Source organism: Streptomyces katrae (genome assembly GCF_000717655.1).
Lineage (GTDB): Bacteria > Actinomycetota > Actinomycetes > Streptomycetales > Streptomycetaceae > Streptomyces > Streptomyces katrae_B.
In genome coordinates this window covers 58,036-79,047 of record NZ_JNZY01000009.1, presented here as the reverse complement: position 1 = coordinate 79,047, position 21,012 = coordinate 58,036, and the positions used below count along the sequence as shown (strand labels likewise).

At 71.0% G+C, this 21,012-nt stretch carries 21 protein-coding genes and 2 riboswitches; of the genes, 11 read left to right on the top strand and 10 right to left on the bottom strand.

All coding sequences use genetic code 11. The features are described from left to right. Window positions 1–30: 30 nt before the first annotated feature. Genes IF09_RS0113100 through IF09_RS0113085 form a run of 4 tightly spaced genes read right to left on the bottom strand, consistent with a single transcriptional unit; the run spans window position 31 to window position 2,665 of the window. Window positions 31–852, bottom strand: a complete 822-nt coding sequence (locus IF09_RS0113100; RefSeq protein WP_418953044.1) for an energy-coupling factor ABC transporter ATP-binding protein — start codon at window positions 850–852, stop codon at window positions 31–33. Further along, entirely contained in the window at window positions 849–1,598 is a 750-nt protein-coding gene (gene cbiQ, locus IF09_RS0113095) for a cobalt ECF transporter T component CbiQ (protein WP_030295132.1), read from the bottom strand. Before cbiQ ends, IF09_RS0113100 begins: the two co-directional genes overlap by 4 nt. A gap of 3 nt (window positions 1,599–1,601) precedes the next feature. Beyond that, window positions 1,602–1,967 carry an energy-coupling factor ABC transporter substrate-binding protein gene (locus tag IF09_RS0113090; RefSeq protein WP_030295131.1) on the bottom strand — a complete coding sequence of 122 codons (366 nt, stop codon included), beginning with the start codon at window positions 1,965–1,967 and terminating at the stop codon, window positions 1,602–1,604. 5 nt (window positions 1,968–1,972) lie between these two features. Further along, window positions 1,973–2,665: an energy-coupling factor ABC transporter permease gene (locus IF09_RS0113085; RefSeq protein WP_030295128.1), complete on the bottom strand. Its 693-nt coding sequence runs from the start codon at window positions 2,663–2,665 to the stop codon at window positions 1,973–1,975. A gap of 28 nt (window positions 2,666–2,693) precedes the next feature. After that, a riboswitch (cobalamin riboswitch) is annotated at window positions 2,694–2,889 on the bottom strand. Between the two features lie 120 nt (window positions 2,890–3,009). Between IF09_RS0113085 and IF09_RS0113080 the strand changes: the two genes are divergently transcribed. Next, entirely contained in the window at window positions 3,010–3,723 is a 714-nt protein-coding gene (locus IF09_RS0113080; protein WP_030295126.1) for a flavodoxin family protein, read from the top strand. A gap of 193 nt (window positions 3,724–3,916) precedes the next feature. Here the strand turns inward: IF09_RS0113080 and IF09_RS0113075 are convergent, their stop codons facing one another. The 6 genes from IF09_RS0113075 to gcvT all read right to left on the bottom strand — a co-directional run bounded on the left by IF09_RS0113075 (window position 3,917) and on the right by gcvT (window position 9,738). Then, window positions 3,917–4,417, bottom strand: coding sequence for an AMIN-like domain-containing (lipo)protein (locus IF09_RS0113075; protein ID WP_030295125.1), 501 nt, complete (start codon window positions 4,415–4,417; stop codon window positions 3,917–3,919). A 117-nt stretch (window positions 4,418–4,534) separates the two neighbouring features. Beyond that, the gene (locus tag IF09_RS0113070) at window positions 4,535–4,951 is read right to left on the bottom strand and encodes an SsgA family sporulation/cell division regulator (RefSeq protein WP_051832406.1); all 417 of its coding nucleotides are present in this window, start codon (window positions 4,949–4,951) and stop codon (window positions 4,535–4,537) included. A gap of 293 nt (window positions 4,952–5,244) precedes the next feature. Next, window positions 5,245–6,627, bottom strand: coding sequence for an L-serine ammonia-lyase (locus IF09_RS0113065; protein WP_030295121.1), 1,383 nt, complete (start codon window positions 6,625–6,627; stop codon window positions 5,245–5,247). Window positions 6,628–6,845: 218 nt separating this feature from the next. Then, window positions 6,846–8,102 carry a serine hydroxymethyltransferase gene (gene glyA, locus IF09_RS0113060; RefSeq protein ID WP_030295120.1) on the bottom strand — a complete coding sequence of 419 codons (1,257 nt, stop codon included), beginning with the start codon at window positions 8,100–8,102 and terminating at the stop codon, window positions 6,846–6,848. Window positions 8,103–8,117: 15 nt separating this feature from the next. Then, window positions 8,118–8,498: a glycine cleavage system protein GcvH gene (gene gcvH, locus IF09_RS0113055; protein WP_030295118.1), complete on the bottom strand. Its 381-nt coding sequence runs from the start codon at window positions 8,496–8,498 to the stop codon at window positions 8,118–8,120. Between the two features lie 124 nt (window positions 8,499–8,622). Beyond that, complete coding sequence (gene gcvT, locus IF09_RS0113050; RefSeq protein ID WP_030295116.1) at window positions 8,623–9,738, bottom strand: glycine cleavage system aminomethyltransferase GcvT; 1,116 nt, start codon at window positions 9,736–9,738, stop codon at window positions 8,623–8,625. Window positions 9,739–9,922: 184 nt separating this feature from the next. Then, window positions 9,923–10,026: riboswitch (glycine riboswitch) on the bottom strand. A gap of 194 nt (window positions 10,027–10,220) precedes the next feature. Here gcvT and IF09_RS0113045 point away from each other — a divergent pair. The 10 genes from IF09_RS0113045 to IF09_RS0113000 all read left to right on the top strand — a co-directional run bounded on the left by IF09_RS0113045 (window position 10,221) and on the right by IF09_RS0113000 (window position 20,869). Continuing rightward, a complete protein-coding gene (locus IF09_RS0113045) occupies window positions 10,221–10,892 on the top strand; it encodes an AAA family ATPase (RefSeq protein WP_418953047.1) in 672 nt (223 codons plus the stop codon). 73 nt (window positions 10,893–10,965) lie between these two features. Further along, window positions 10,966–11,700, top strand: a complete 735-nt coding sequence (locus tag IF09_RS0113040) for an enhanced serine sensitivity protein SseB (RefSeq protein WP_030295112.1) — start codon at window positions 10,966–10,968, stop codon at window positions 11,698–11,700. Between the two features lie 61 nt (window positions 11,701–11,761). Further along, window positions 11,762–12,502 carry an enhanced serine sensitivity protein SseB C-terminal domain-containing protein gene (locus IF09_RS0113035; RefSeq protein WP_030295110.1) on the top strand — a complete coding sequence of 247 codons (741 nt, stop codon included), beginning with the start codon at window positions 11,762–11,764 and terminating at the stop codon, window positions 12,500–12,502. Between the two features lie 506 nt (window positions 12,503–13,008). After that, window positions 13,009–14,001, top strand: a complete 993-nt coding sequence (locus IF09_RS0113030; RefSeq protein ID WP_030295108.1) for an ABC transporter permease — start codon at window positions 13,009–13,011, stop codon at window positions 13,999–14,001. A gap of 41 nt (window positions 14,002–14,042) precedes the next feature. After that, on the top strand, window positions 14,043–15,809 hold the full coding sequence (locus IF09_RS0113025; protein ID WP_030295107.1) for an ABC transporter substrate-binding protein: 1,767 nt from the start codon (window positions 14,043–14,045) through the stop codon (window positions 15,807–15,809). Between the two features lie 141 nt (window positions 15,810–15,950). Next, window positions 15,951–16,952, top strand: a complete 1,002-nt coding sequence (locus IF09_RS0113020; RefSeq protein ID WP_030295105.1) for an ABC transporter permease — start codon at window positions 15,951–15,953, stop codon at window positions 16,950–16,952. Continuing rightward, complete coding sequence (locus tag IF09_RS0113015; RefSeq protein ID WP_030295103.1) at window positions 16,949–18,067, top strand: ABC transporter ATP-binding protein; 1,119 nt, start codon at window positions 16,949–16,951, stop codon at window positions 18,065–18,067. The genes IF09_RS0113020 and IF09_RS0113015 overlap by 4 nt, the downstream gene beginning before the upstream one ends. A 5-nt stretch (window positions 18,068–18,072) precedes the next feature. Further along, window positions 18,073–19,143 carry an ABC transporter ATP-binding protein gene (locus tag IF09_RS0113010; protein WP_030295101.1) on the top strand — a complete coding sequence of 357 codons (1,071 nt, stop codon included), beginning with the start codon at window positions 18,073–18,075 and terminating at the stop codon, window positions 19,141–19,143. 159 nt (window positions 19,144–19,302) lie between these two features. Next, window positions 19,303–19,959, top strand: coding sequence for a trimeric intracellular cation channel family protein (locus tag IF09_RS0113005; RefSeq protein WP_030295100.1), 657 nt, complete (start codon window positions 19,303–19,305; stop codon window positions 19,957–19,959). 58 nt (window positions 19,960–20,017) lie between these two features. After that, complete coding sequence (locus IF09_RS0113000; RefSeq protein ID WP_030295099.1) at window positions 20,018–20,869, top strand: thioesterase family protein; 852 nt, start codon at window positions 20,018–20,020, stop codon at window positions 20,867–20,869. The last annotated feature ends 143 nt before the right edge of the window (window positions 20,870–21,012 follow it).

Below are 21,012 nucleotides of genomic sequence, written 5' to 3'. Positions count from 1 at the left end.
TCGCCTCGAAGATCCGCGGGGGGACGGACCCTACTGCCAGGCGGCCAGGGCCTCCGGGGTCTTCGGACCCGGGGTGTGCGGGGGCAGGAGGGCGTGGGCGCGGAGGAACGACGTCACCGCCGGGGACCAGGCCTGGCGCAGGCCTGCCGAGGCCAGGAGCTCCGGGTCCGAGAGGAGGGCCTGCGCCGGGCCGACGCGGATGCCCGACGGGGTCAGCACCGCCGCGTCGTCGGCCCAGCGGACCGCCAGGTCGACGTCGTGCGTGGCCATGACCACCGTCGTACCGGCCGCCCGCAGCCCCGCCAGGACGTCCAGCAGGCGCTCCTGACCGTCCGGGTCCAGGCCCGCCGTCGGCTCGTCCAGGATCAGCACCCGCGGAGCCATCGCCACCGCGCCCGCGATCGCCGCGCGCTTGCGCTGCCCGTACGAGAGCAGGTGCGTCGGGCGGTCCCGCAGCGCCGTGATGTCCAGTGCGGCGAGTGCGGACTCCACCCGGGCCCGGACCTCGTCCACCGCCAGCCCCATGTTCATCGGGCCGAAGGACACGTCCTGCTCCACCGAAGCGGCGAACAGCTGGTCGTCCGGGTCCTGGACCACCAGCTGCACGGACGTACGCAGCCGGACCAGGCCCGCCCGGTCGTACGACACCGCCGTTCCGTCCAGGCGCAGCGACCCCGAGCCGGGCCGCAGGCCCCCGCTCAGCAGCCGCATCAGCGTGGTCTTGCCGCTGCCGTTGCGACCCAGCAGGACCAGCGCCCGGCCCTCCGCGATGGCGAAGTCCACGTCGGACAGCACCGCCGGGCCGTCCTCGTACGCGTAGCCCGCACCGGCCAGTTCCACCAACGGGTTCACAGCCACAGCCCCTTCAGGGTGAGAGTCAGAGTGATCAGGGCCGCCAGCAGGGCCCCCGAGGCCGCCAGGAACCGCCACGACAGGGCCGCCTCCGGTACGAGGACCCGCAGCGCGCCGTCGTAGCCGCGCCCCGCCAGGCCCACCTGGAGCCGCCCCGCGCGGTCGAAGGCCCGTACGAACGAGGTCGCGGCGAGCCCGGCCAGCGAACGCCACACCGCGGCCCGGCCCGACTGCCCCAGGCGGGCCGCCTGGGCGCGCCGGACCTGGGCCATCGAGTCCAGCAGTAGGAAGCCGATGCGGTACATGACCAGGGCCACGTCCACCACCGGCGCCGGCACCCCCGCCCGGACCAGCCGGGGCAGGACGTCCGAGACGGGCGTCGTGAAGGCGAACAGCAGCACCCCGAGGGACGCCGCCGAGGTCCGCAGCAGCAGCTCCGCCGCATGCCGGGGGCCGTCAGGGGCGAGCGAGACGGGCCCGGCCGGCCCGCCGACGGCGACCAGCAGAGGCAGCGCGCCGGTGACGCAGAAGCCCAGTGGGATCCGGAAGGCCCGCCACAGCTGCCGCCCGGCCACGCCGGCCGGGCCCAGCAGCACGGCCAGCGTCGCCGCGGCGACCAGCGGTCCGCCGGGCCAGGGCGGCAGGCACACGGCGGTGACCGTCAGCCCCAGCCCCAGCAGGGCCTTCTCGAGCGGATGGCGGCCGCGCCACCGGCTGCTGTGCGCGGCCACGTCGATCGGCAGCACCGCCTACGACTCCGCTGCGGTGGTGCCGGACGGGGCCGCTGCGGTGCCCGGCGCCGCGGCGGCGGCCGCCGCGGCCGCGCCCTGCCGGCGGCCCTTGCGGACGCCGAAGTAGTACGCGAGCACGCCCGCGCCGAGCGCCGCCTGAAGGGCGAACAGCGCCGACTCCACGTCCCCGGAGGGGGGTTCGTACAGCGGCGAGAACCACGGCTCGTAGTCCGGCTTCAGCTCGCTGATCGCCGCCTCCGCCTGCGCGTCGGCGCCCGTGAACGGCTCCTCCTTGCCCTCGCCCAGCCCCAGCGCGAGCGGCAGTACGGCCAGCGCCGCCACCAGGAGCAGCAGCAGGCCGTTGATCTTCGCGTTCCGGCTCATGTTCATCACACCGCCGTCTTCTGCTCGCTGTGACCGGTCAGCTTCGCGACGCCCAGCCGGACCAGGTCCGACTTGCTCGACTGCATCAGCAGCCGCATCACGAGCACCGTCAGAAGGCCCTCGCTCACCGCGAGCGGGATCTGGGTGACGGCGAAGATGCCCCCGAACTTCGCCAGCGCCCCCAGGAACCCGCTGCCCGGGTCCGGGAAGGCCAGCGCCAGCTGCACGGAGGTCACGCAGTACGTGACCAGGTCGGCGAAGAAGGCGCCGAAGAAGACGGTCACCATCAGCGGGACGCCGAAGCGCTTCAGCAGCAGGTAGACCCCGTACCCCGCCCACGGCCCGGCGATCGCCATCGAGAAGACGTTCGCGCCGAGGGTGGTCAGCCCGCCGTGCGCCAGCAGCAGCGCCTGGAAGAGGAGGGTGATCGTGCCGAGCACCGCCATGATCGGCGGCCGGAACAGGATCGCGCCGAGCCCGGTCCCCGTGGGGTGGGAGCAACTGCCCGTCACCGACGGGATCTTCAATGCGGACAGGACGAACGTGAACGCTCCGGACGCCCCGAGCAGCAGCGTGCTCTCCGGGTTGGCCTTCACCTCGCGGGTGAGGGCGCGGACACCGTGGACGACGAAGGGAGCGGACGCGGCGCCCCAGGCGACCGCGTGCAAAGGGGGCAGGAACCCCTCGGCTATATGCATGAGTAGGGAGACCTCTCCAGCACCTCGTGGATGGACAACGCGCCCCGGCCGGTCTCCTGGCTCACGGGTACTGATGCCCTGGCTCCGCCTTCCCGGGCGATGCGGATCCTCCCGCGCCGCCCAGTGGCTTCCCAAAGGAGTGGAGCCGGACTTCCCGTTCACAGTGGCGAGGGCCGCACCGGTTTCCCACCGGTTTCCCGTACACCAAGGCCCGCTGACCCTAGTCGGAGGGACGGACCGGTACCAACCCGGCCCGAACGGCGCCGCCCGAACAGGCCCGAACCGGCGCCCCGAACGGCTGCGGCCCGGTGGCGGCGCCGCCCGCCGGCCCCCAGGCTGGCGGCGTGGCCGCCGACTACGACTACTCCGACCTGACCGCCGTCTACGTCAACTGCACCCTCAAACGCTCGCCGGAGACCAGCAACACCGAGGGCCTGATCGACCGGAGCCGCGCCGTCATGGCGGCGGCCGGCGCCCGGACCTCGCTGATCCGCGCCGTCGACCACGACATCGCCACCGGTGTCTGGCCCGACATGACCGACCACGGCTGGGAAACCGACCAGTGGCCCGTCCTGTACAGCCAGATCATGGACGCCGACATCCTCGTGCTCTGCGGCCCCATCTGGCTCGGCGACAACAGCTCCGTCATGAAGCAGGTCATCGAGCGGCTCTACGCCTGCTCCTCGATCCTGAACGCGCAGGGCCAGTACGCCTATTACGGCCGCGTCGGCGGCGCTCTGATCACCGGCAACGAGGACGGCGTGAAGCACTGCGCCATGAACGTCCTCTACAGCCTCCAGCACCTCGGCTACGCGATCCCGCCGCAGGCCGACGCGGGCTGGATCGGCGAGGCCGGGCCCGGGCCCTCGTACCTCGACCCCGGCTCGGGCGGGCCCGAGAACGACTTCACCAACCGGAACACGACCTTCATGTCGTGGAACCTCATGCACCTGGCCGCCCTGCTGAAGCGCTCCGGCGGGATCCCGGCGCACGGCAACCAGCGCTCGGAGTGGGACGCCGGCTGCCGCTTCGACTTCCCGAACCCCGAGCACCGGTAGGGGCTGCCTCTCACGCCGGTACGCCGGCCGCCGCCGGGGCCCGCACCAGGCTCCGCCCCGAGCACCGGGGCGGCACGTGTGCACGCAGGACCTGTTCGGCGGCGGCGACCCGAGCCGGATGCGGATCCGCCCGGTGATCTGGCCCCGTACGAGGGGGTGGGCGGGCGCCCCGGGCACCCGCCCACCTCCGGCTTCACCGGCACACGTTGCGGTGCGCGACGTCCAGTACGAACCGCTCGGGGCCGTGCAGCTTGAAGGAGGTGAAGGAGGGCTTGCTGTGGAAGGCGGCGCCGAAGGTGACGTACCCCTCGAAGTCGCCGGTCATTGCGAGCCCCTTGAGCTGGGGCAGGTAGATCTTGACGAGCTTCGGCCCGTGGTACGTGCTGTCGCCCGCGCGGTTGTGCGCGGCGGCGGGATGCAGGCGGATCTGCAGGAAGTGCTTCCCGCCCAGCGGGACGGGCTTGCCGGACCCGTCCTGGACCAGCTTCGGCACGCGGGTGACGGTGACCCCGGGGACGTGTCCCCGCAGGTCGATGACGATGCGGTCGTACGTGCAGTGCCCGCCCCAGCGGGCATTGACGACGAGCGGCGTGGGCCGGACGACGGCCGAGGCCGGCGCGGCGAGGGTGATCCCGGTGGTGAGCAGCGCACCTGTGGCAAGGGCCACGAGCTGCCGGCGGCGGAGGTGGTTCATGACGTCCCCCTGGTTCTTCGGAGGCGGGGACCGGTGTCACTGCTGAGGACACTCCCGGCGGGCTCATGGTTGCACCTGAATCACCCGGAACCAAAAGAAATGGGTATGGATCGTTGCCTATCGGGGCAGAAGCGTGCTCAGCCCGGCGTCGAGGTCGTAGTACCGTTGCTCCTCGCCCCGCGGCACCAGCGCGACCAGCCGCCGGCACAGCGCGCGCACGTCCTTCGCCCGGGCGGACACCACGCAGCTCCGCTCGCCGTTGGTGAAGGCGAGGAACACGCGCGGCTCGCTGCCCTGCCACCGCGGCCACACCTGGACGTCCCCCTCGCCCGTCGCGCAGGTCTCCCCGTCGAGCAGCAGGTCCCGGGAGAACACCCAGCGCGCCACCTGCGTCCCGGCGCCCCGGAAGTCGAGGGCCAGCTCGTAGGGCCGGTCGCAGCGGTAGGTGAGAGCCCCGAGCAGCGGCAGGGGCGCGGACGAGGCCTCCAGCCGGAGCGGGAGGACGTGGTGCTCGATTCCGTCCGTGCCGTGCATGCGCTCCACCTCTCTGTCGGCTCACGGGGGAATCCGCCCCCTCGGGCAAGCTAGCCCACCTCCCGGCCGCCCCCGCGGGCCGAAGGTCCCGACCCGGAGGGCCGCTGGGCCCGTCCTGGCACGGGAACGTGCAGCGGCCCGCCCTCCCGGGGGAAGAGCGGGCCGCTGCGCCACCCGTCCGTTACGGGACGGGGTTGAAGACGAACGAGTCGTTGGACGCCCCGGAACCGGTGGCGACCTGCCGAGGGGCCCGGCGCATTGCGCCGGGCCCCTCACTCGTCATGCCTGCCGGATCAGCACTCGATGACGTTGACCGCCAGACCGCCGCGGGCGGTCTCCTTGTACTTGACCTTCATGTCGGCGCCCGTCTCCTTCATGGTCTTGATGACCTTGTCGAGGGAGACCTTGTGGGTGCCGTCGCCGCGCATCGCCATCTTCGCCGCCGTGACCGCCTTGACCGCCGCCATGCCGTTGCGCTCGATGCACGGGATCTGGACCAGGCCGCCGACCGGGTCGCAGGTCAGGCCCAGGTTGTGCTCCATGCCGATCTCGGCCGCGTTCTCGACCTGCTCCGGGGTGCCGCCCAGGACCTCGGCGAGGGCGCCGGCCGCCATCGAGCAGGCCGAGCCGACCTCGCCCTGGCAGCCGACCTCGGCGCCGGAGATCGAGGCGTTCTCCTTGAAGAGCAGGCCTATCGCACCGGCCGCCAGCAGGAAGCGGACCACGCCCTCCTCGTCGGCGCCGGGCACGAAGTTCACGTAGTAGTGCAGGACCGCCGGGATGATGCCCGCGGCGCCGTTCGTCGGAGCGGTGACCACCCGGCCGCCCGCGGCGTTCTCCTCGTTCACGGCCATCGCGTAGAGGGTGATCCACTCCATCGACAGCGCCAGCGGGTCGCCCTCGGAGCGGAGCTTGCGGGCCGTGTTCGCCGCCCGGCGCCGGACCTTCAGGCCGCCCGGCAGGATGCCCTCGCGCGACATGCCGCGCGCGACGCAGGCCTGCATGACGCGCCAGATCTCGAGCAGACCCTCGCGGATCTCCTCCTCCGTGCGCCAGGCCTTCTCGTTCTCCAGCATCATCGCGGAGATCGACAGGCCGCTCTCCCGGGCCATGCGCAGCATCTCGTCACCGCTGCGGAAGGGGTACTTCAGCTCGGTGTCGTCGAGCTTGATCCGGTCCTCGCCGACCGCGTCCTCGTCCACCACGAAGCCGCCGCCGACCGAGTAGTACGTCTTCTCCAGCAGCGGGGCGCCCGAGGCGTCGTACGCGAAGAGCGTCATGCCGTTCGCGTGGTACGGCAGGGACCGGCGGCGGTGCAGGATCAGCTGGCTCGGCTCGTCGAACGCGATCTCGTGCGCGCTCCCGATCTCGGTGCCGAGCAGACGCAGGCGGCCGCTCCGGCGGATGCGCTCCACCTCGTCGTCGGCCGTCTCCACGTTCACCGAGCGGGGCGAGTGGCCCTCCAGGCCCAGGAGCACCGCCTTGGGCGTGCCGTGGCCGTGCCCGGTCGCACCGAGGGAGCCGAACAGTTCGGCACGCACCGAGGCGGTCTCGGCGAGCACGCCGTCCTTCTTCAGCCGCGTCACGAACATGCGGGCGGCCCGCATCGGACCGACCGTGTGGGAGGAGGAGGGGCCGATGCCGATGGAGAAGAGGTCGAAGACGGAGATGGCCACGGTGGCGGACTCCCTTGTCTGCTCGTGGGTGGAGGGGCAGGCGGGGTGGAACGTACGAGGGGGGATTGTTCGGATTTTGTCCGACAGTCGAGCTTAACGTGGCGAGGTGAACGTTTCGTCTGCCCGAGATGGTGGCCGGACGGCGCTCGGGTATGGCTCATGTCACACAGGAAGGGCCCGGCCCTGTGACACCAGGCCGGGCCCTCCCAAGCCGTCACCTAGAGCGACGGGTACAGCGGGAACTTCGCGGCGAGCGCGGAGACGCGGGCCTTGAGGGCCTCACTGTCGTAGGCCGGCTTCAGCGCCTGCGCGATGATCTCGGCGACCTCGGTGAAGGCCTCGGCGTCGAAACCGCGGGTCGCGAGGGCCGGCGTACCGATCCGCAGACCCGAGGTGACCATGGGCGGCCGCGGGTCGTTCGGGATGGCGTTGCGGTTGACCGTGATGCCGACCTCGTGGAGGCGGTCCTCGGCCTGCTGCCCGTCGAGCTCGGAGTTGCGCAGGTCGACCAGGACCAGGTGCACGTCGGTGCCGCCGGTGAGGACGTCCACGCCCACGGCCTTGACGTCGTCCTGGACCAGGCGCTCGGCGAGGATCTTCGCGCCCTCGAGGGTGCGCTCCTGGCGCTCCTTGAACTCGGGCGAGGCCGCCACCTTGAAGGAGACCGCCTTGGCCGCGATCACGTGCTCCAGCGGGCCGCCCTGCTGACCCGGGAAGACCGCGGAGTTGATCTTCTTGGCCAGCTCCTGCGTCGACAGGATGACACCGCCGCGCGGACCGCCGAGGGTCTTGTGCGTGGTGGTGGTGACGACGTGGGCGTGCGGCACCGGGTTCGGGTGCAGACCCGCGGCCACCAGGCCGGCGAAGTGCGCCATGTCGACCATCAGGTACGCGCCGACCTCGTCCGCGATGCGGCGGAAGGCGGCGAAGTCCAGCTGGCGCGGGTAGGCGGACCAGCCGGCGACGATCAGCTGCGGCTTGGACTCCTTGGCGAGGCGCTCGACCTCGGCCATGTCGACCTCGCCGGTCTCGTCGACGTGGTACGGGACCACGTTGTAGAGCTTGCCGGAGAAGTTGATCTTCATGCCGTGGGTCAGGTGACCGCCGTGGGCCAGGTTCAGGCCCATGATCGTGTCGCCCGGCTTCAGCAGCGCGAACATCGCGGCGGCGTTCGCCTGCGCACCCGAGTGCGGCTGGACGTTCGCGGCCTCGGCGCCGAACAGCGCCTTGATGCGGTCGATCGCGATCTGCTCGACGACGTCGACGTGCTCGCAGCCGCCGTAGTAGCGGCGGCCGGGGTAGCCCTCGGCGTACTTGTTGGTCAGGACCGAGCCCTGGGCCTCCATGACGGCGACCGGAGCGAAGTTCTCCGACGCGATCATTTCCAGGGTGGACTGCTGGCGGGCGAGCTCGGCGTCGACGGCGGCGGCGACGTCGGGGTCGAGCTCGTGGAGGGGCGTGTTCAGTACGGACATCAGGATCCCCTGGGGTCAGTTACCGGCGGTGAGCTTGGCGTACTCGTCGGCGGAGAGCAGGTCGGCCGGCTCCTCCGCGACGCGCACCTTGAACAGCCAGCCACCCTCGAACGGGGCGGTGTTCACGAGAGCCGGGTCGTCCACGACGTCCTGGTTGGCCTCGACGACCTCACCGGTGACGGGGGAGTACAGGTCGCTGACGGACTTGGTCGACTCCAGCTCGCCACAGGTCTCGCCCGCGGTCACGGTGTCGCCGACCTCGGGGAGCTGGGCGTAGACGACGTCACCGAGCGCGTTGGCCGCGAACTCCGTGATGCCGACCGTCGCGACGCCGTCCTCGGCGGTCGACAGCCACTCGTGCTCCTTGCTGTAACGCAGCTGCTGGGGGTTGCTCATGACCTGATTCTCCTGGATGCGGGGGAGTGGATACGAACAGTGGTCTTGCGTGCTGAGACGGCCGGCACGGCGCCCGTACGACGCGCTCACGGCGCCGGCGGGGAGCCGGTACGGGGTACGGGCGCTACTTCTGCCGCTTGTAGAACGGCAGGGCCACGACCTCGTACGGCTCATGCGTACCGCGAATGTCCACGCCGACGCCGGAGGTGCCGGGCGCGGCGTGCGCCGCGTCCACGTACGCCATCGCGATCGGCTTGCCCAGCGTCGGGGACGGGGCACCCGAGGTGACCTCGCCGATGACCTGCCCGTCGGCCACGACGGGGAAGCCGGCGCGCGGGACGCGGCGGCCCTCGGCGATCAGGCCGACCAGCTTGCGCGGCGGGTTCGTGGCGGCGCGCTCGGCGGCGGCCTCCAGGGCGGCGCGGCCCACGAACTCGCCCTCCTTCTCGAACTTCACGACCCGGCCCAGCCCCGCGTCGAACGGGGTGAGGGAGGTGGTCAGCTCGTGCCCGTACAGCGGCATGCCCGCCTCCAGGCGCAGGGTGTCGCGGCAGGACAGGCCCGCCGGGACCAGGCCGACGCCCTCGCCGGCCTTGGTCAGCGCCTGCCACAGCTCGACGGCGTGCCCGGGGGCGACGAACAGCTCGAAGCCGTCCTCGCCCGTGTAACCCGTACGCGCGATCAGCGCGGGCACGCCCGCGACGGTGCCCGGCAGGCCGGCGTAGTACTTCAGGCCGTCCAGGTCGGCGTCCGTGAGGGAGGCGAGGATGCCGGGGGACTCCGGGCCCTGGACGGCGATCAGCGCGTACGCGTCGCGGTCGTCGCGGACCTCGGTGTCGAACCCGGCGGCGCGCTCGGTCAGGGCGTCCAGGACGACCTGGGCGTTGGAGGCGTTCGCGACGACCATGTACTCGGTCTCGCCCAGGCGGTAGACGATCAGGTCGTCGACGATCCCGCCGTCCTCCCGGCAGATGTGCGTGTAGCGGGCGCGGCCGACGCCGACGGTGGAGATGTTGCCGACCAGCGCGTAGTCCAGGGCCTTGACGGCCTCCGGGCCGGTCAGCGTGATCTCGCCCATGTGGGACAGGTCGAACAGGCCTGCCTTGGTGCGGACGGCGTTGTGCTCGTCGCGCTCACTGGCGTACCGCAGGGGCATGTCCCAGCCCGCGAAATCGGTCATGGTCGCACCGAGCGAACGGTGCAGCGCATCGAGGGCGGTCAGGCGGGGGGCAGTGCTCATGGGTGTGGCTCCCGGGTCCCAGGGCATGACATGACGAGGACGATCCTCCCCATCTGTCATCGGAACCTGAGAGGTTCGCCGAGAGTTCCCGGTCGGACCCGGGGAACCTCGACTTGCACCTTGGGTGGAGCGCACGCGGATGCCGTCGTGAGGGACGGCGGCGCGGCTCGCTTTTCAGATCTGCCTCATCCACGCGGTACGGGGCCTGAGAGATTCAAGGGAGGAACTTGCTCCTTCGGCGCCCGGGCACGGCCTCACGGCCTGCCGGGACTCTCCCGCGCGGATTCAAGCGGCCGGTATGCAGTTGGTCCAGATGGCGCACATCATTGCACGCCGTCCGGGTGATCGGGCGGTCGGGCCCGAAAGAGCGTACGGACCGGTGAGGCGCCCGGAAGCTCAGGCCGGAACCGGGCGGTGCCGGATTACCGTCTCTTTACACTCAGTGGGCATGAGGGGCCCTGCGGGCCCGATGGGGGAAGGCGATCACTGTGCGGAGATTCGGAGTGCTGGCGGCGACCGGGACGGGAGCCGTGGAGGGAGTGCCGGCGGCGCGGCGGACGTGCTCCGCCGCAGGCCCCGTACGCGACCTGCGCGGCCGGGGGCCGCACGGACCGCAGTGGCTCGGCTTCGCCGAAGGGGACATCGTCGTGGTGTCCGGCCTGCCGGGCGGCGGCAAGAGCACGCTGATCAAGCGGGCCGCGCAGGGGGGCGGCATCGACTCCCAGGACGTGCGCGAGCGCTGGGAGCGGCGGATGCCGCCGGCGCTGCCGTACGCGGTGTACCGGCCGCTGGTCCGCTTCGCGCACTACTGGGGGCTGTGGCGGACGCTGCGCTCCGGGGCCTCCGCGGTGGTGCACGACTGCGGGACGCAGAGCTGGGTGCGGAGCCTGCTGGCCGCGGCCGCACGGCGGCGGGGCCGGGCGCTGCACCTGCTGCTGCTGGACACCACCCCCGAGGAGGCCCTGTCCGGACAGGCGGCGCGGGGGCGGGGGGTGTCGGCGTACGCCTTCGCCCGCCATCGAGGCGCGGTGGCCCGGCTGCTGCGCGAAGCGGAATCGGGCCGCCTCCCCGCGGGCTGCACGTCGGCGGTCCTCCTGGACCGCGGCTCGGCCGCGGCCGTCACCCGCATAGCGTTCCGGCGGGACTCGGCATAGCCCCCGGAAGAGGGCGGGGCCCGAGCCGTTAACCTCGGGCCGACAGCGTGGGGCGAAATCAGCGGAGGCGTACATGCAGGGCGGCGGCTGGCCGGACAACGAGCTGGAGCAGGTGCTCGGGGCGGCGCTCGGGCAGGCGGACGCCGGGGCCCGGATCGTCGAGGTGCTCGGCCGGAGCCTGCTGTGGGTGCCCCTGCCCGGCGGTGGCGGCCCGGACGGGGCCGGCCTCGTGCTCCCCACCATGGAGATCGCCGGGGCCGCGTACGTCCCCGTCTACAGCTCCGAGGCCCAGTTCCGCGCCTGCGCCGGACCCGCCATGGACTTCGCCGTCGCCCCGGCCGTCGAGTTCGCCCGGGGCCTGCCCCCGCAGCTCGGCATCGCCGTGAACCCCGAGGGCGCCGTCGGCGTCCCGCTGCCCCCGCCCGCCGTCGCGGAGCTCTGCCGCATCGGCCGGACCCCGCTCGACGGCCCCGCCACCGGCGGCCGCGTCCGGCTCTACGAGCCCGACTGGCAGGAAGACCCGGTGGACTTCCTGACCGCCGCCGCCGAGGAGTTCCGCGCCACCGGCGTGGTCGCCGCCGCCCACCGCTGCCTCGCCAGCGTCGAGGGCGGGGACCCGGAGCTCTACATCGGGGTCCGGCTGCTGGGATGGGAGCCCGGCATGCGGAACGCCCCGATGGACGCGCTCGGCCGGGCCCTGACCCGGGTGCCGCCGCCCTGGCCCGTGCAGTTGATCCTCCTGGACGCCGCGCAGGACCCGGTGGTCGACTTCATCGTTACGCGCGTACGCCCCTTCTACCTGCCATAGGGCCGCTTAAGCTGGGTGCGGATACGGGTGGGACGACGGGCAGACGAAGAAGGAGTACCGGGTGAGTGCGTCAGGCACGGCCGCGGCCGGGCAGCTCGAGCACATGTTGCGCCAGGTGACTCCCGGGCGCTACGAGAGCTATGAGTCGCTTCTGCACGCCCTCGCCGAGGGCCGCCTCTGGATGCTGCTCTGGCAGGGGCAGCCGGGCTCCCCGGACGCCCAGTACGGCGGCATGGAGGTCGAGGGCCTCGGGTACGCGCCGTGCGTGACCTCCCCCCAGGAACTGGCCGCCAGTGGCTGGAACCGGGGCTACGAGGTGGTCACCGGCCGGGACATCGCCCGCGCCCTCTACCCGGACCGCTGGGGCCTGTGGCTCAACCCGCACGCCCAGGGCGGCGGCCTCGGCATCCCCTGGGCCGACCTGCGCCGGATCGCGACCGGTCTCGACCGGATGCCGGCCGGCCCGCTGCGGCTGTCCGAGCCCGCCCTGGAGCTCCCGCAGTTCTACGGGCTGCTGACCCAGCACGCGCACCGCACCCCCGCCGTCCGCTCGCTGCGCCGCGCCTGGGTGCAGCCTTCGCTGGGCTCGCCGTACCTCGCGGTCGGGCTCGACCTGTACGACGCCTCCGCGCCCGCGCTGGAATCCGTACGGGAGATGATGCGCCAGTCGGTCGGCGCGGTCCCCGACGGCGTGCCGGTGTGCACGGTGGCGCTGGCGGACGAGCACGATCCCGTCGCGATGTGGCTGCGCGCCCAGAGCCGCCCCTTCTACGACCGCGAGGGCCAGGCCCCCGCGTACTGACCCCGGGCTGCCCGCCGGGGTCTGCCCGGCCACTGAGACATCCGTATCGAGAAGACCTGAGGCCGCAGGGAACCACCGTTCCCTGCGGCCTTCGGCTTGTCCGGATTTCACCGCTGTTGTGGAGCCAAAAGACATGCTCCTCACGCGAGTTGGGCGCCATGTCCGATTGCGTACCGAACGGACGGTCTTGATCCGCTCAGGCGAGAGCGAAGTCCGGATAACGGGAACTCGACCCTCACATCACGGTTGCGCATCCATTCATCTGCGGGTCTGGCGGCTGATCGCAGCGCCGATGAAGACTCCCCACCCAAGAGCCGGTCAGTCCTCCGAAGCCCGGTTCCGTACATGAATTTTGCTTGTGGCTTTGCACAGCACTTCCTGCAGTTCTTGCACCTCAGCACGCGTCCTGCGTGTCACCACGCACTCCGAGCGCCACTCCGCACCAACGCCGCCACAGCGGCGGGCATGGGCCGGCAACCCGTCGGCCGAGAGGGGTCCCCACCACGATGACGGCACCACTGCATGACACGAGCGCGGAATCACCCGCACCCGTGTCCGTAGCCGACGTCCCTGCCAAGGCCATCGAAGGCCGCTCGCCCGGCCGCATCGCCTGGATGCGGCTCAAGCGCGACAAGGTCGCGCTGACCGGCGGCGTGGTCGTGATCTTCCTGATCCTGGTGGCGGTCTTCGCACCGCAGATCGTGAGCCTGCTGGGCCACCCGCCCAACGAGTTCCACGAGGACTTGATCGACCCGGACCTGGGCACACCGCTCGGATCCTTCGGCGGGATGAGCTCCGACTTCCTGCTCGGCGTCGAACCCACCAACGGCCGCGACGTGTTCAGCCGGATCGTCTACGGCGCCCGCATCTCCCTGGTCGTCGCCTTCCTGTCGGCCTTCGTGTCGGTCACCATAGGCAGCCTGCTCGGCGCGCTCGCCGGGTTCCTCGGCGGCTGGGTCGACGGCGTCATCAGCCGCCTGATGGACCTGCTGCTGGCCTTCCCGCAGCTGCTGTTCACCATCGCCCTGGTCTCCGTCGTCCCCAACTCCCTCTGGGGGTTCCAGGGTTCGGGCGTACGGATGGGCGTACTGATCGTCGTCATCGGCTTCTTCGGCTGGCCGTACATCGGCCGTATCGTCCGGGGCCAGACGATTTCCCTGCGGGAGCGCGAGTACGTCGAGGCCGCCCGCAGCCTCGGCGCGGGCCGCGGCTACATCCTGATCAAGGAGCTGCTGCCCAACCTGGTCGCGCCGATCCTCGTCTACTCGACGCTGCTCATCCCGACCAACATCCTGACGGAGGCGGCCCTCAGCTTCCTCGGTGCCGGCGTCAAGCCGCCCACCGCCTCCTGGGGAAAGATGCTCTCCGACGCCATCCCCATCTACCAGGACGACCCCGCGTACATGGTGGTCCCGGGTATCACGATCTTCATCACCGTCCTGGCGTTCAACCTCTTCGGGGACGGGCTGCGTGACGCACTCGACCCCAAGGGCAGCTGAACCGCTTCATCGATTCACCCACCTATGGAGGTTGGACCAACGTGATCCGCAGAAAGCAGGCATTCGCGATCACCGCCGTGATCGCCGCCCTGTCCCTGACCGCCGCGTGCGGTGGCAGTGACGGCGACAAGAAGTCCGAGGGCAAGGGCGGCGGTGGCGCTGCCTTCAACGCCGCGACCACCGGCATGGTGAACCCCTCGGACGCCAAGGGCGGCGAGCTCAAGCTCTGGTCGCCGCAGGACGTCGACTACCTCGACCCGGCGCGTGCCTACTACGGCTTCGTATGGGACATCCAGCGCCTCTACGTGCGCCAGCTGCTCGCGTACGACAGCAAGCCGGGCAAGGACGGCAGCAAGATCGTCCCGGACCTCGCCGAGGCCCTGCCGGTCCTGAGCAACGAGGGCAAGACGTACACCCTCAAGATCAAGGACGGCGTGAAGTTCGAGGACGGTACGCCGATCACCTCGAAGGACTTCAAGTACGGCATCGAGCGCGTCTTCGCGCAGGACGTGCTGTCCGGCGGTCCCACCTACCTGATCGACCTGCTCGACCAGGGCCAGAAGTACCCCGGTCCGTACAAGGACACCGACCCCAACAAGATGGGTCTGAAGTCCGTCGAGACGCCGGACGACAAGACGATCGTCTTCAACCTGGCGAGCGCCAACTCCGACTTCAGCTACCTGCTGGCCATGCCGTCCTCCTCGCCGGTCCCGGCGGCCAAGGACACGGGCGCCACGTACACCAACAAGCCGGTCTCCACCGGCCCGTACAAGGTCGAGAGCTTCACCGCGAGCAAGGGCGCGACCTTCGTCCGCAACGAGAACTGGGACCCGAAGACCGACACGATCCGCAAGGGTCTGCCGGACAAGGTCTCGTTCACGGTGACCACCAACCCGGACGACATGGACGCGCGTCTGCTGTCGGGCGACATCGACCTCGCCATCGACGGCACGGGCATGCAGCAGGCCGGCAAGAACAAGGTCCTCAAGGACGAGAACCTGAAGAAGAACGCGGACAACCCGTTCACGGGCTACATCCGCTACTTCGCCTTCCCGACCACGGTCGCGCCGTTCGACAACATCGAGTGCCGCAAGGCCGTCATCTACGCGGCCGACCCGAAGTCCCTGCAGACCGCCCGTGGCGGCCCGACCAGTGGTGACCTCGGCGCGAACATGCTGCCGCCCGGCATCCCCGGTTCGGACAAGAGCTACGACCCGTACAACCTGACCAAGGGCGAGCCGCAGGAGGCCAAGGCCAAGGAGGCCCTCAAGGCCTGTGGCAAGCCGGACGGGTTCGAGACCACCATCGCGGTGCGCAACAACCGCGCCCCCGAGGTGAAGACCGCCGAGTCCCTGCAGGCGTCGCTCGCCAAGGTCGGCATCAAGGTCACCATCGACCAGTACGACGGCAAGCTCTCCTCCTCCACGATCGGTTCGCCCGAGAACGTGAAGAAGAAGAACTACGGCATCATCGTGATGGGCTGGGGCGCCGACTACAACTCCGGCTCGGGCTTCCTGCAGCCGCTCGTCGACGGCAAGTTCATCCAGCCCAACGCCAACAACAACTACACGATGATCAACGACCCGGAGATCAACGAGCTCTTCAAGACGGCTGCTGCCGCCGCGACTCCGGAAGCCGCTGCTCCGTTCTACACGGACATCAACAAGAAGGTCATGGAGAAGGCCCTCTACCTTCCCATCAACTTCGACAAGGCCTTCGTCTACCACAACCCGCGTCTGACGAACGTCTACTTCAACGACTCCATGGGCAAGATCGACCTGGCCACCGTCGGCATCGCCGCCAAGTAGTCGAGTCGTCGAGTCGTCACGTAACAACAGGCAAGTGCCTTCACCGCACATGCGCTAGTCCGAAGGGCAGGTGAAGGCCGCAGGCGGCGGCTGCCGTCCCCACGAGGGACGGCAGCCGCCCGCCCCGGGCGGCCGACTGCAGTGCTCGTCTACCTCATACGGCGGCTGTTCAACGTCGTCGCCACGCTGCTGGTGGTCTCCGTGGTCACCTTCGGCATCTTCTTCGCGGTCCCCAAGCTCACAGGCAGCGATCCGGCCCTGATGTACGCCGGCCGCGAGACCAACGAGACCGCCCTGGCGGGCATCCGCGTGAAGATGGGCTTCGACAAGCCCATCTCCGAGCAGTACCTGACCTTCGTCAAGGGCATCTTCGCCGGCCGTGACTACGACGGCGGCACGGATGTCACCCACTGCGCCGCGCCGTGCTTCGGCTACTCCTTCAAGACCGAGGCTCCCGTCTGGGAGACCATGGTCGACCGCATGCCGGTCACCCTCTCGCTCGCCCTCGGCGCGGCGGTCATCTGGGTGATCGCCGGTGTGGCGACCGGTGTCATCTCGGCGCTCAAACGCCGGACGGCCATCGACCGCACCGTGATGGTCGGCGCCCTCGCCGGCGTCTCCCTGCCGATCTTCTTCACCGGCATGGTGGCTCCCGCGATCTTCGTCTACAGCCTCGGCTGGCTGGACGTGTCCAACTACAAACCGTTCACCGAAGACCCGGTGGCCTGGCTCAACTCCCTGATCCTGCCCTGGATCACCCTGGCCTTCCTCTTCGCCGCCACCTACGCCCGCATCACCCGCGCCACGATGCTCGAGGTCCTCGGCGAGGACTACATCCGCACCGCCCGCGCCAAGGGGCTCAAGGAGGGCGTGGTCATCCGCAAGCACGCCCTGCGCTCCACCCTCACCCCGATCGTCACGATGTTCGGCCTGGACCTCGGCGGACTCCTCGGCGGCGCGGTGCTCACCGAGACGACCTTCAACTTCCAGGGTCTGGGGACGGCGGCCGTGGCCGCCATCGGCCAGGGCGACCTGCCCGTGATCATGGGCGTCACCCTGCTCGCCGCGCTCTTCGTGGTGATGGCCAACCTGATCGTGGACCTGCTGTACGCCGTCATCGACCCGCGCGTGAGGCTGACGTGACCGAGAACCCCACCACCGCCTCCGGCGAGAGCACCTCCGGCGGGCCCGCGTTCGTCCCCGAGCAGGCCGGGCCCCCCAAGGAAGGCGCGTTCCTCTCCGTACGCGACCTCAAGGTCCACTTCCCGACCGACGACGGCCTGGTCAAGTCCGTCGACGGGCTCTCCTTCGACCTCGAGCGCGGCAAGACGCTCGGCATCGTCGGCGAGTCCGGCTCCGGCAAGTCGGTGACCTCGCTGGCCATCATGGGCCTGCACCGCACCGGCAACGCCCGCAGCCGCCCGGACATCTCGGGCCAGGTCGTGCTCGACGGCGAGGACCTCGTACGCGCCGACGCGGACCACGTGCGCAAGCTGCGCGGCCGCAAGATGGCGATGGTCTTCCAGGACCCGCTGTCCGCGATGCACCCGTACTACTCGGTCGGCAAGCAGATCATCGAGGCGTACCGGACCCACCAGGACGTCGACAAGAAGACCGCCCGCACCCGCGCGGTCGAGATGCTCGACCGGGTCGGCATCCCGGAGCCCCACCGGCGCGTGGACGCGTACCCGCACGAGTTCTCCGGCGGTATGCGCCAGCGCGCGATGATCGCGATGGCGCTGGTCAACAACCCCGAACTGCTCATCGCGGACGAGCCGACCACCGCCCTGGACGTCACCGTCCAGGCGCAGATCCTCGACCTGATCCGCGACCTGCAGAAGGAGTTCGGCTCCGCGGTCATCATGATCACGCACGACCTGGGCGTGGTCGCCGAGATGGCCGACGAGATCCTCGTGATGTACGGCGGCCGGTGCGTCGAGCGCGGCACCGCCGAGAAGGTCTTCTACGGACCCCGCCACCCGTACACCTGGGGCCTGCTCGGCTCCATGCCGCGCATCGACCGCGAGCAGACCGAGCGCCTGATCCCGGTCAAGGGCTCGCCGCCCAGCCTCATCAACATCCCGAGCGGCTGCGCCTTCAACCCGCGCTGCCCGTACGCCGACGTCCCCAAGGGCGGCATCACCCGCACCCAGCGGCCCGAGCTCACCGAGGACGACAGCCGGCACTGGTCCGCCTGCCACATGTCGCAGGAGGAGCGGACCCGGATCTGGACCGAAGAGATTGCGCCGAAGCTGTGACCGACATGAAGAAGACGGCGGACGCCTCCGAGGAACCGCTGCTGAAGGTGACCGGCCTGGTCAAGCACTTCCCCATCAACAAGGGGCTGCTGCGCCGGCAGGTCGGGGCCGTCAAGGCCGTGGACGGCATCGACTTCGACGTCCGGCGCGGTGAGACGCTCGGCGTCGTCGGCGAGTCCGGCTGCGGCAAGTCGACGATGGGCCGGCTGATCACGCGCCTGCTGGAGCCGACGGGCGGCACGGTCGAGTTCGAGGGGCGCGACATCACGCACCTCGGGGTCTCCGCGATGCGTCCGATGCGCCGCGACGTACAGATGATCTTCCAGGACCCGTACGGCTCGCTGAACCCGCGGCACACGGTCGGCACGATCGTCAGCGCGCCGTTCAAGCTGCAGGGGGTGCACCCGGAGGGCGGCCTGAAGGCGGAGGTGCAGCGCCTGCTGTCCCTGGTGGGCCTCAACCCGGAGCACTACAACCGCTACCCGCACGAGTTCTCGGGCGGACAGCGCCAGCGCATCGGCATCGCCCGCGCGCTGGCCCTGAAGCCGAAGCTGGTCGTCGCCGACGAGCCGGTCTCGGCGCTGGACGTGTCGATCCAGGCCCAGGTGGTCAACCTGCTGGACGACCTCCAGGAGGAGCTCGGCCTCACGTACGTGATCATCGCGCACGACCTGTCGGTCATCCGGCACGTGTCGGACCGCATCGCGGTGATGTACCTCGGCAAGATCGTGGAGCTGACCGACCGCAAGTCGCTGTACGAGAACCCGATGCACCCGTACACCAAGGCGCTGCTGTCGGCCGTGCCGGTGCCGGACCCGCGCCGGCGCGGTGCCAAGAGCGGGCGCATCCTGCTCAAGGGCGACGTGCCCTCGCCGATCTCGCCGCCCTCCGGCTGCCGCTTCCACACGCGGTGCTGGAAGGCCACGCAGATCTGCACGACGCAGGAACCGCCGATGCTGACGCTGGCCACGGGCCACCAGGTGGCCTGCCACCACCCGGAGAACGCCGCCGACCAGGCGCCGGGCGACCCGGTCCTGCCGGGCGCGGCGGAGGCGGTGGTGACGGTCTCGGAGTGACCGGGCCCACATCGTCCGGTGTCCCGGGCTCCGCGTAGCGGTCGGAGCCCGGGGCACCGGCTTGTCCGGCGCCGGCACGGCGGGGGCGGGGGCAGCCCCGGCCGGGGTGGCGGCCCCGTCCCGTCAATCCGCCGGCCGGGCGAGCTGCACAATGGGGCAGTGCTCCACGATCTCTTCCCGCCCGGGATCCAGCATGCCCTGGACCTCGCCGGCATCTTCGTCTTCGCCACCGCGGGCGCCCTGCTCGCCGTACGCAAGAACTTCGACGTCTTCGGCATCTGCGTCCTCGCGCTGGTCACCGCCCTCGGCGGCGGCCTCTTCCGCGATCTCGTCATCGGCGCCGTCCCGCCGGCCGCCTTCGGCGAGCTCAGCTTCTTCGTCACTCCGCTGATCGCCGCCGCGCTCGTCTTCTTCCTTCACCCCGAGGTCCAGCGGATCAACGCCGCCATCAACGTCTTCGACGCAGCCGGCCTCGGCCTGTTCTGCGTGACCGGCACCACCAAGGCCTACGAGTTCGGGCTCGGACTCACCGCGTCCGCGGCGCTCGGCCTGGCCACGGCCGTCGGCGGCGGCGTCCTGCGCGACGTCCTCGCGGGCGAGGTGCCCCGGCTGCTGCGCGACCGCGAGATGTACGCCGTGCCGGCCACCGTCGGCGCCACCATGGTGGCGGTCTTCATCGCCTTCGACGTCCTGAACGGCGTGACGACGGCCCTCGCGATCATCACCACCTTCGTGCTCCGGCTCCTCGCCATGCGCTACCACTGGCGGGCCCCGCTGGCCTGGAACCGCCGCTCCTCGGTGGCCGAAGAGCCGTAACCAGCGCGTAGCAAAGGAAAGCTACCGCTTAGTAGCTTCGCGTTGTAGTGTCGTATTCATGGCATACGCAGCGGCCCAGGCAACCATCGGCGACAGCGAGTTCGACCGCGACACCACCGTCACCGCCCGCGCGGGCGAGCCCGGTGTGTACGACGCGGAGCTCTCCGCCGGATGGACGATCATCACCGCCGTCAACGGCGGCTATCTGCTGGCCCTGGTCGGCCGGGCGCTGTCGGCGGCCCTGCCGCACCCGGACCCCTTCACCGTCTCCGCCCACTACCTGACCTCGTCGGTTCCCGGCCCCGCGGTGATCCGCACCGAGGTCGTCCGGGTGGGGCGCACCCTCTCCACCGGCCAGGCCTCCCTCTTCCAGTACGACGAGAACGGCGCCGAGATCGAGCGGATCCGGGTCGTCGCCTCGTACGGCGACCTCGCCTCCCTCCCGGACGACGTCCGCACCACCGCCGTGCCGCCGGTGATCCCGCCCTACGCGGACTGCCTCGGCCCCGAGGCCGGCCCGGCCCCGATCCCCGGCAGCAACGCGATCGTGGACCGGCTCCGGTTGCGGCTGGACCCGGCGACGGCGGGCTGGGCGCTCGGCGCGCCGTCGGGGAAGGGCGAGATGCGGGCCTGGTTCGAGCTGGCCGACGGCCGCGACGCGGACCCGCTCTCGATGCTGCTCGCGGTGGACGCGCTGCCGCCGACCTGCTTCGACCTGGGCCTGATGGGCTGGAGCCCGACCATCGAGCTCACCACCCACATCCGCCACCGCCCGGCCCCGGGCCCGCTGCGCATCTCCATCACGACCCGGAACCTGGCCGGGGGCTTCCTGGAGGAGGACGCCGAGGTCTGGGACTCCGAGGACCGCCTCGTCGCGCAGTCCCGCCAGCTGGCCCGCGCCCCCCGCTGACCCTGCGGGGAGCGGGGAGTTCCGGCCGCGGCGGGGTTTGAGGAGTGGCCGTTCGGGGGCAGGGGCCCGAGCGGGGTCCGGGCCAGGCGCCGGGTGAGCCCGCCCGGGCCGGCCGGCGGCTGCCGGGCGGGGCCTGGCGGGAG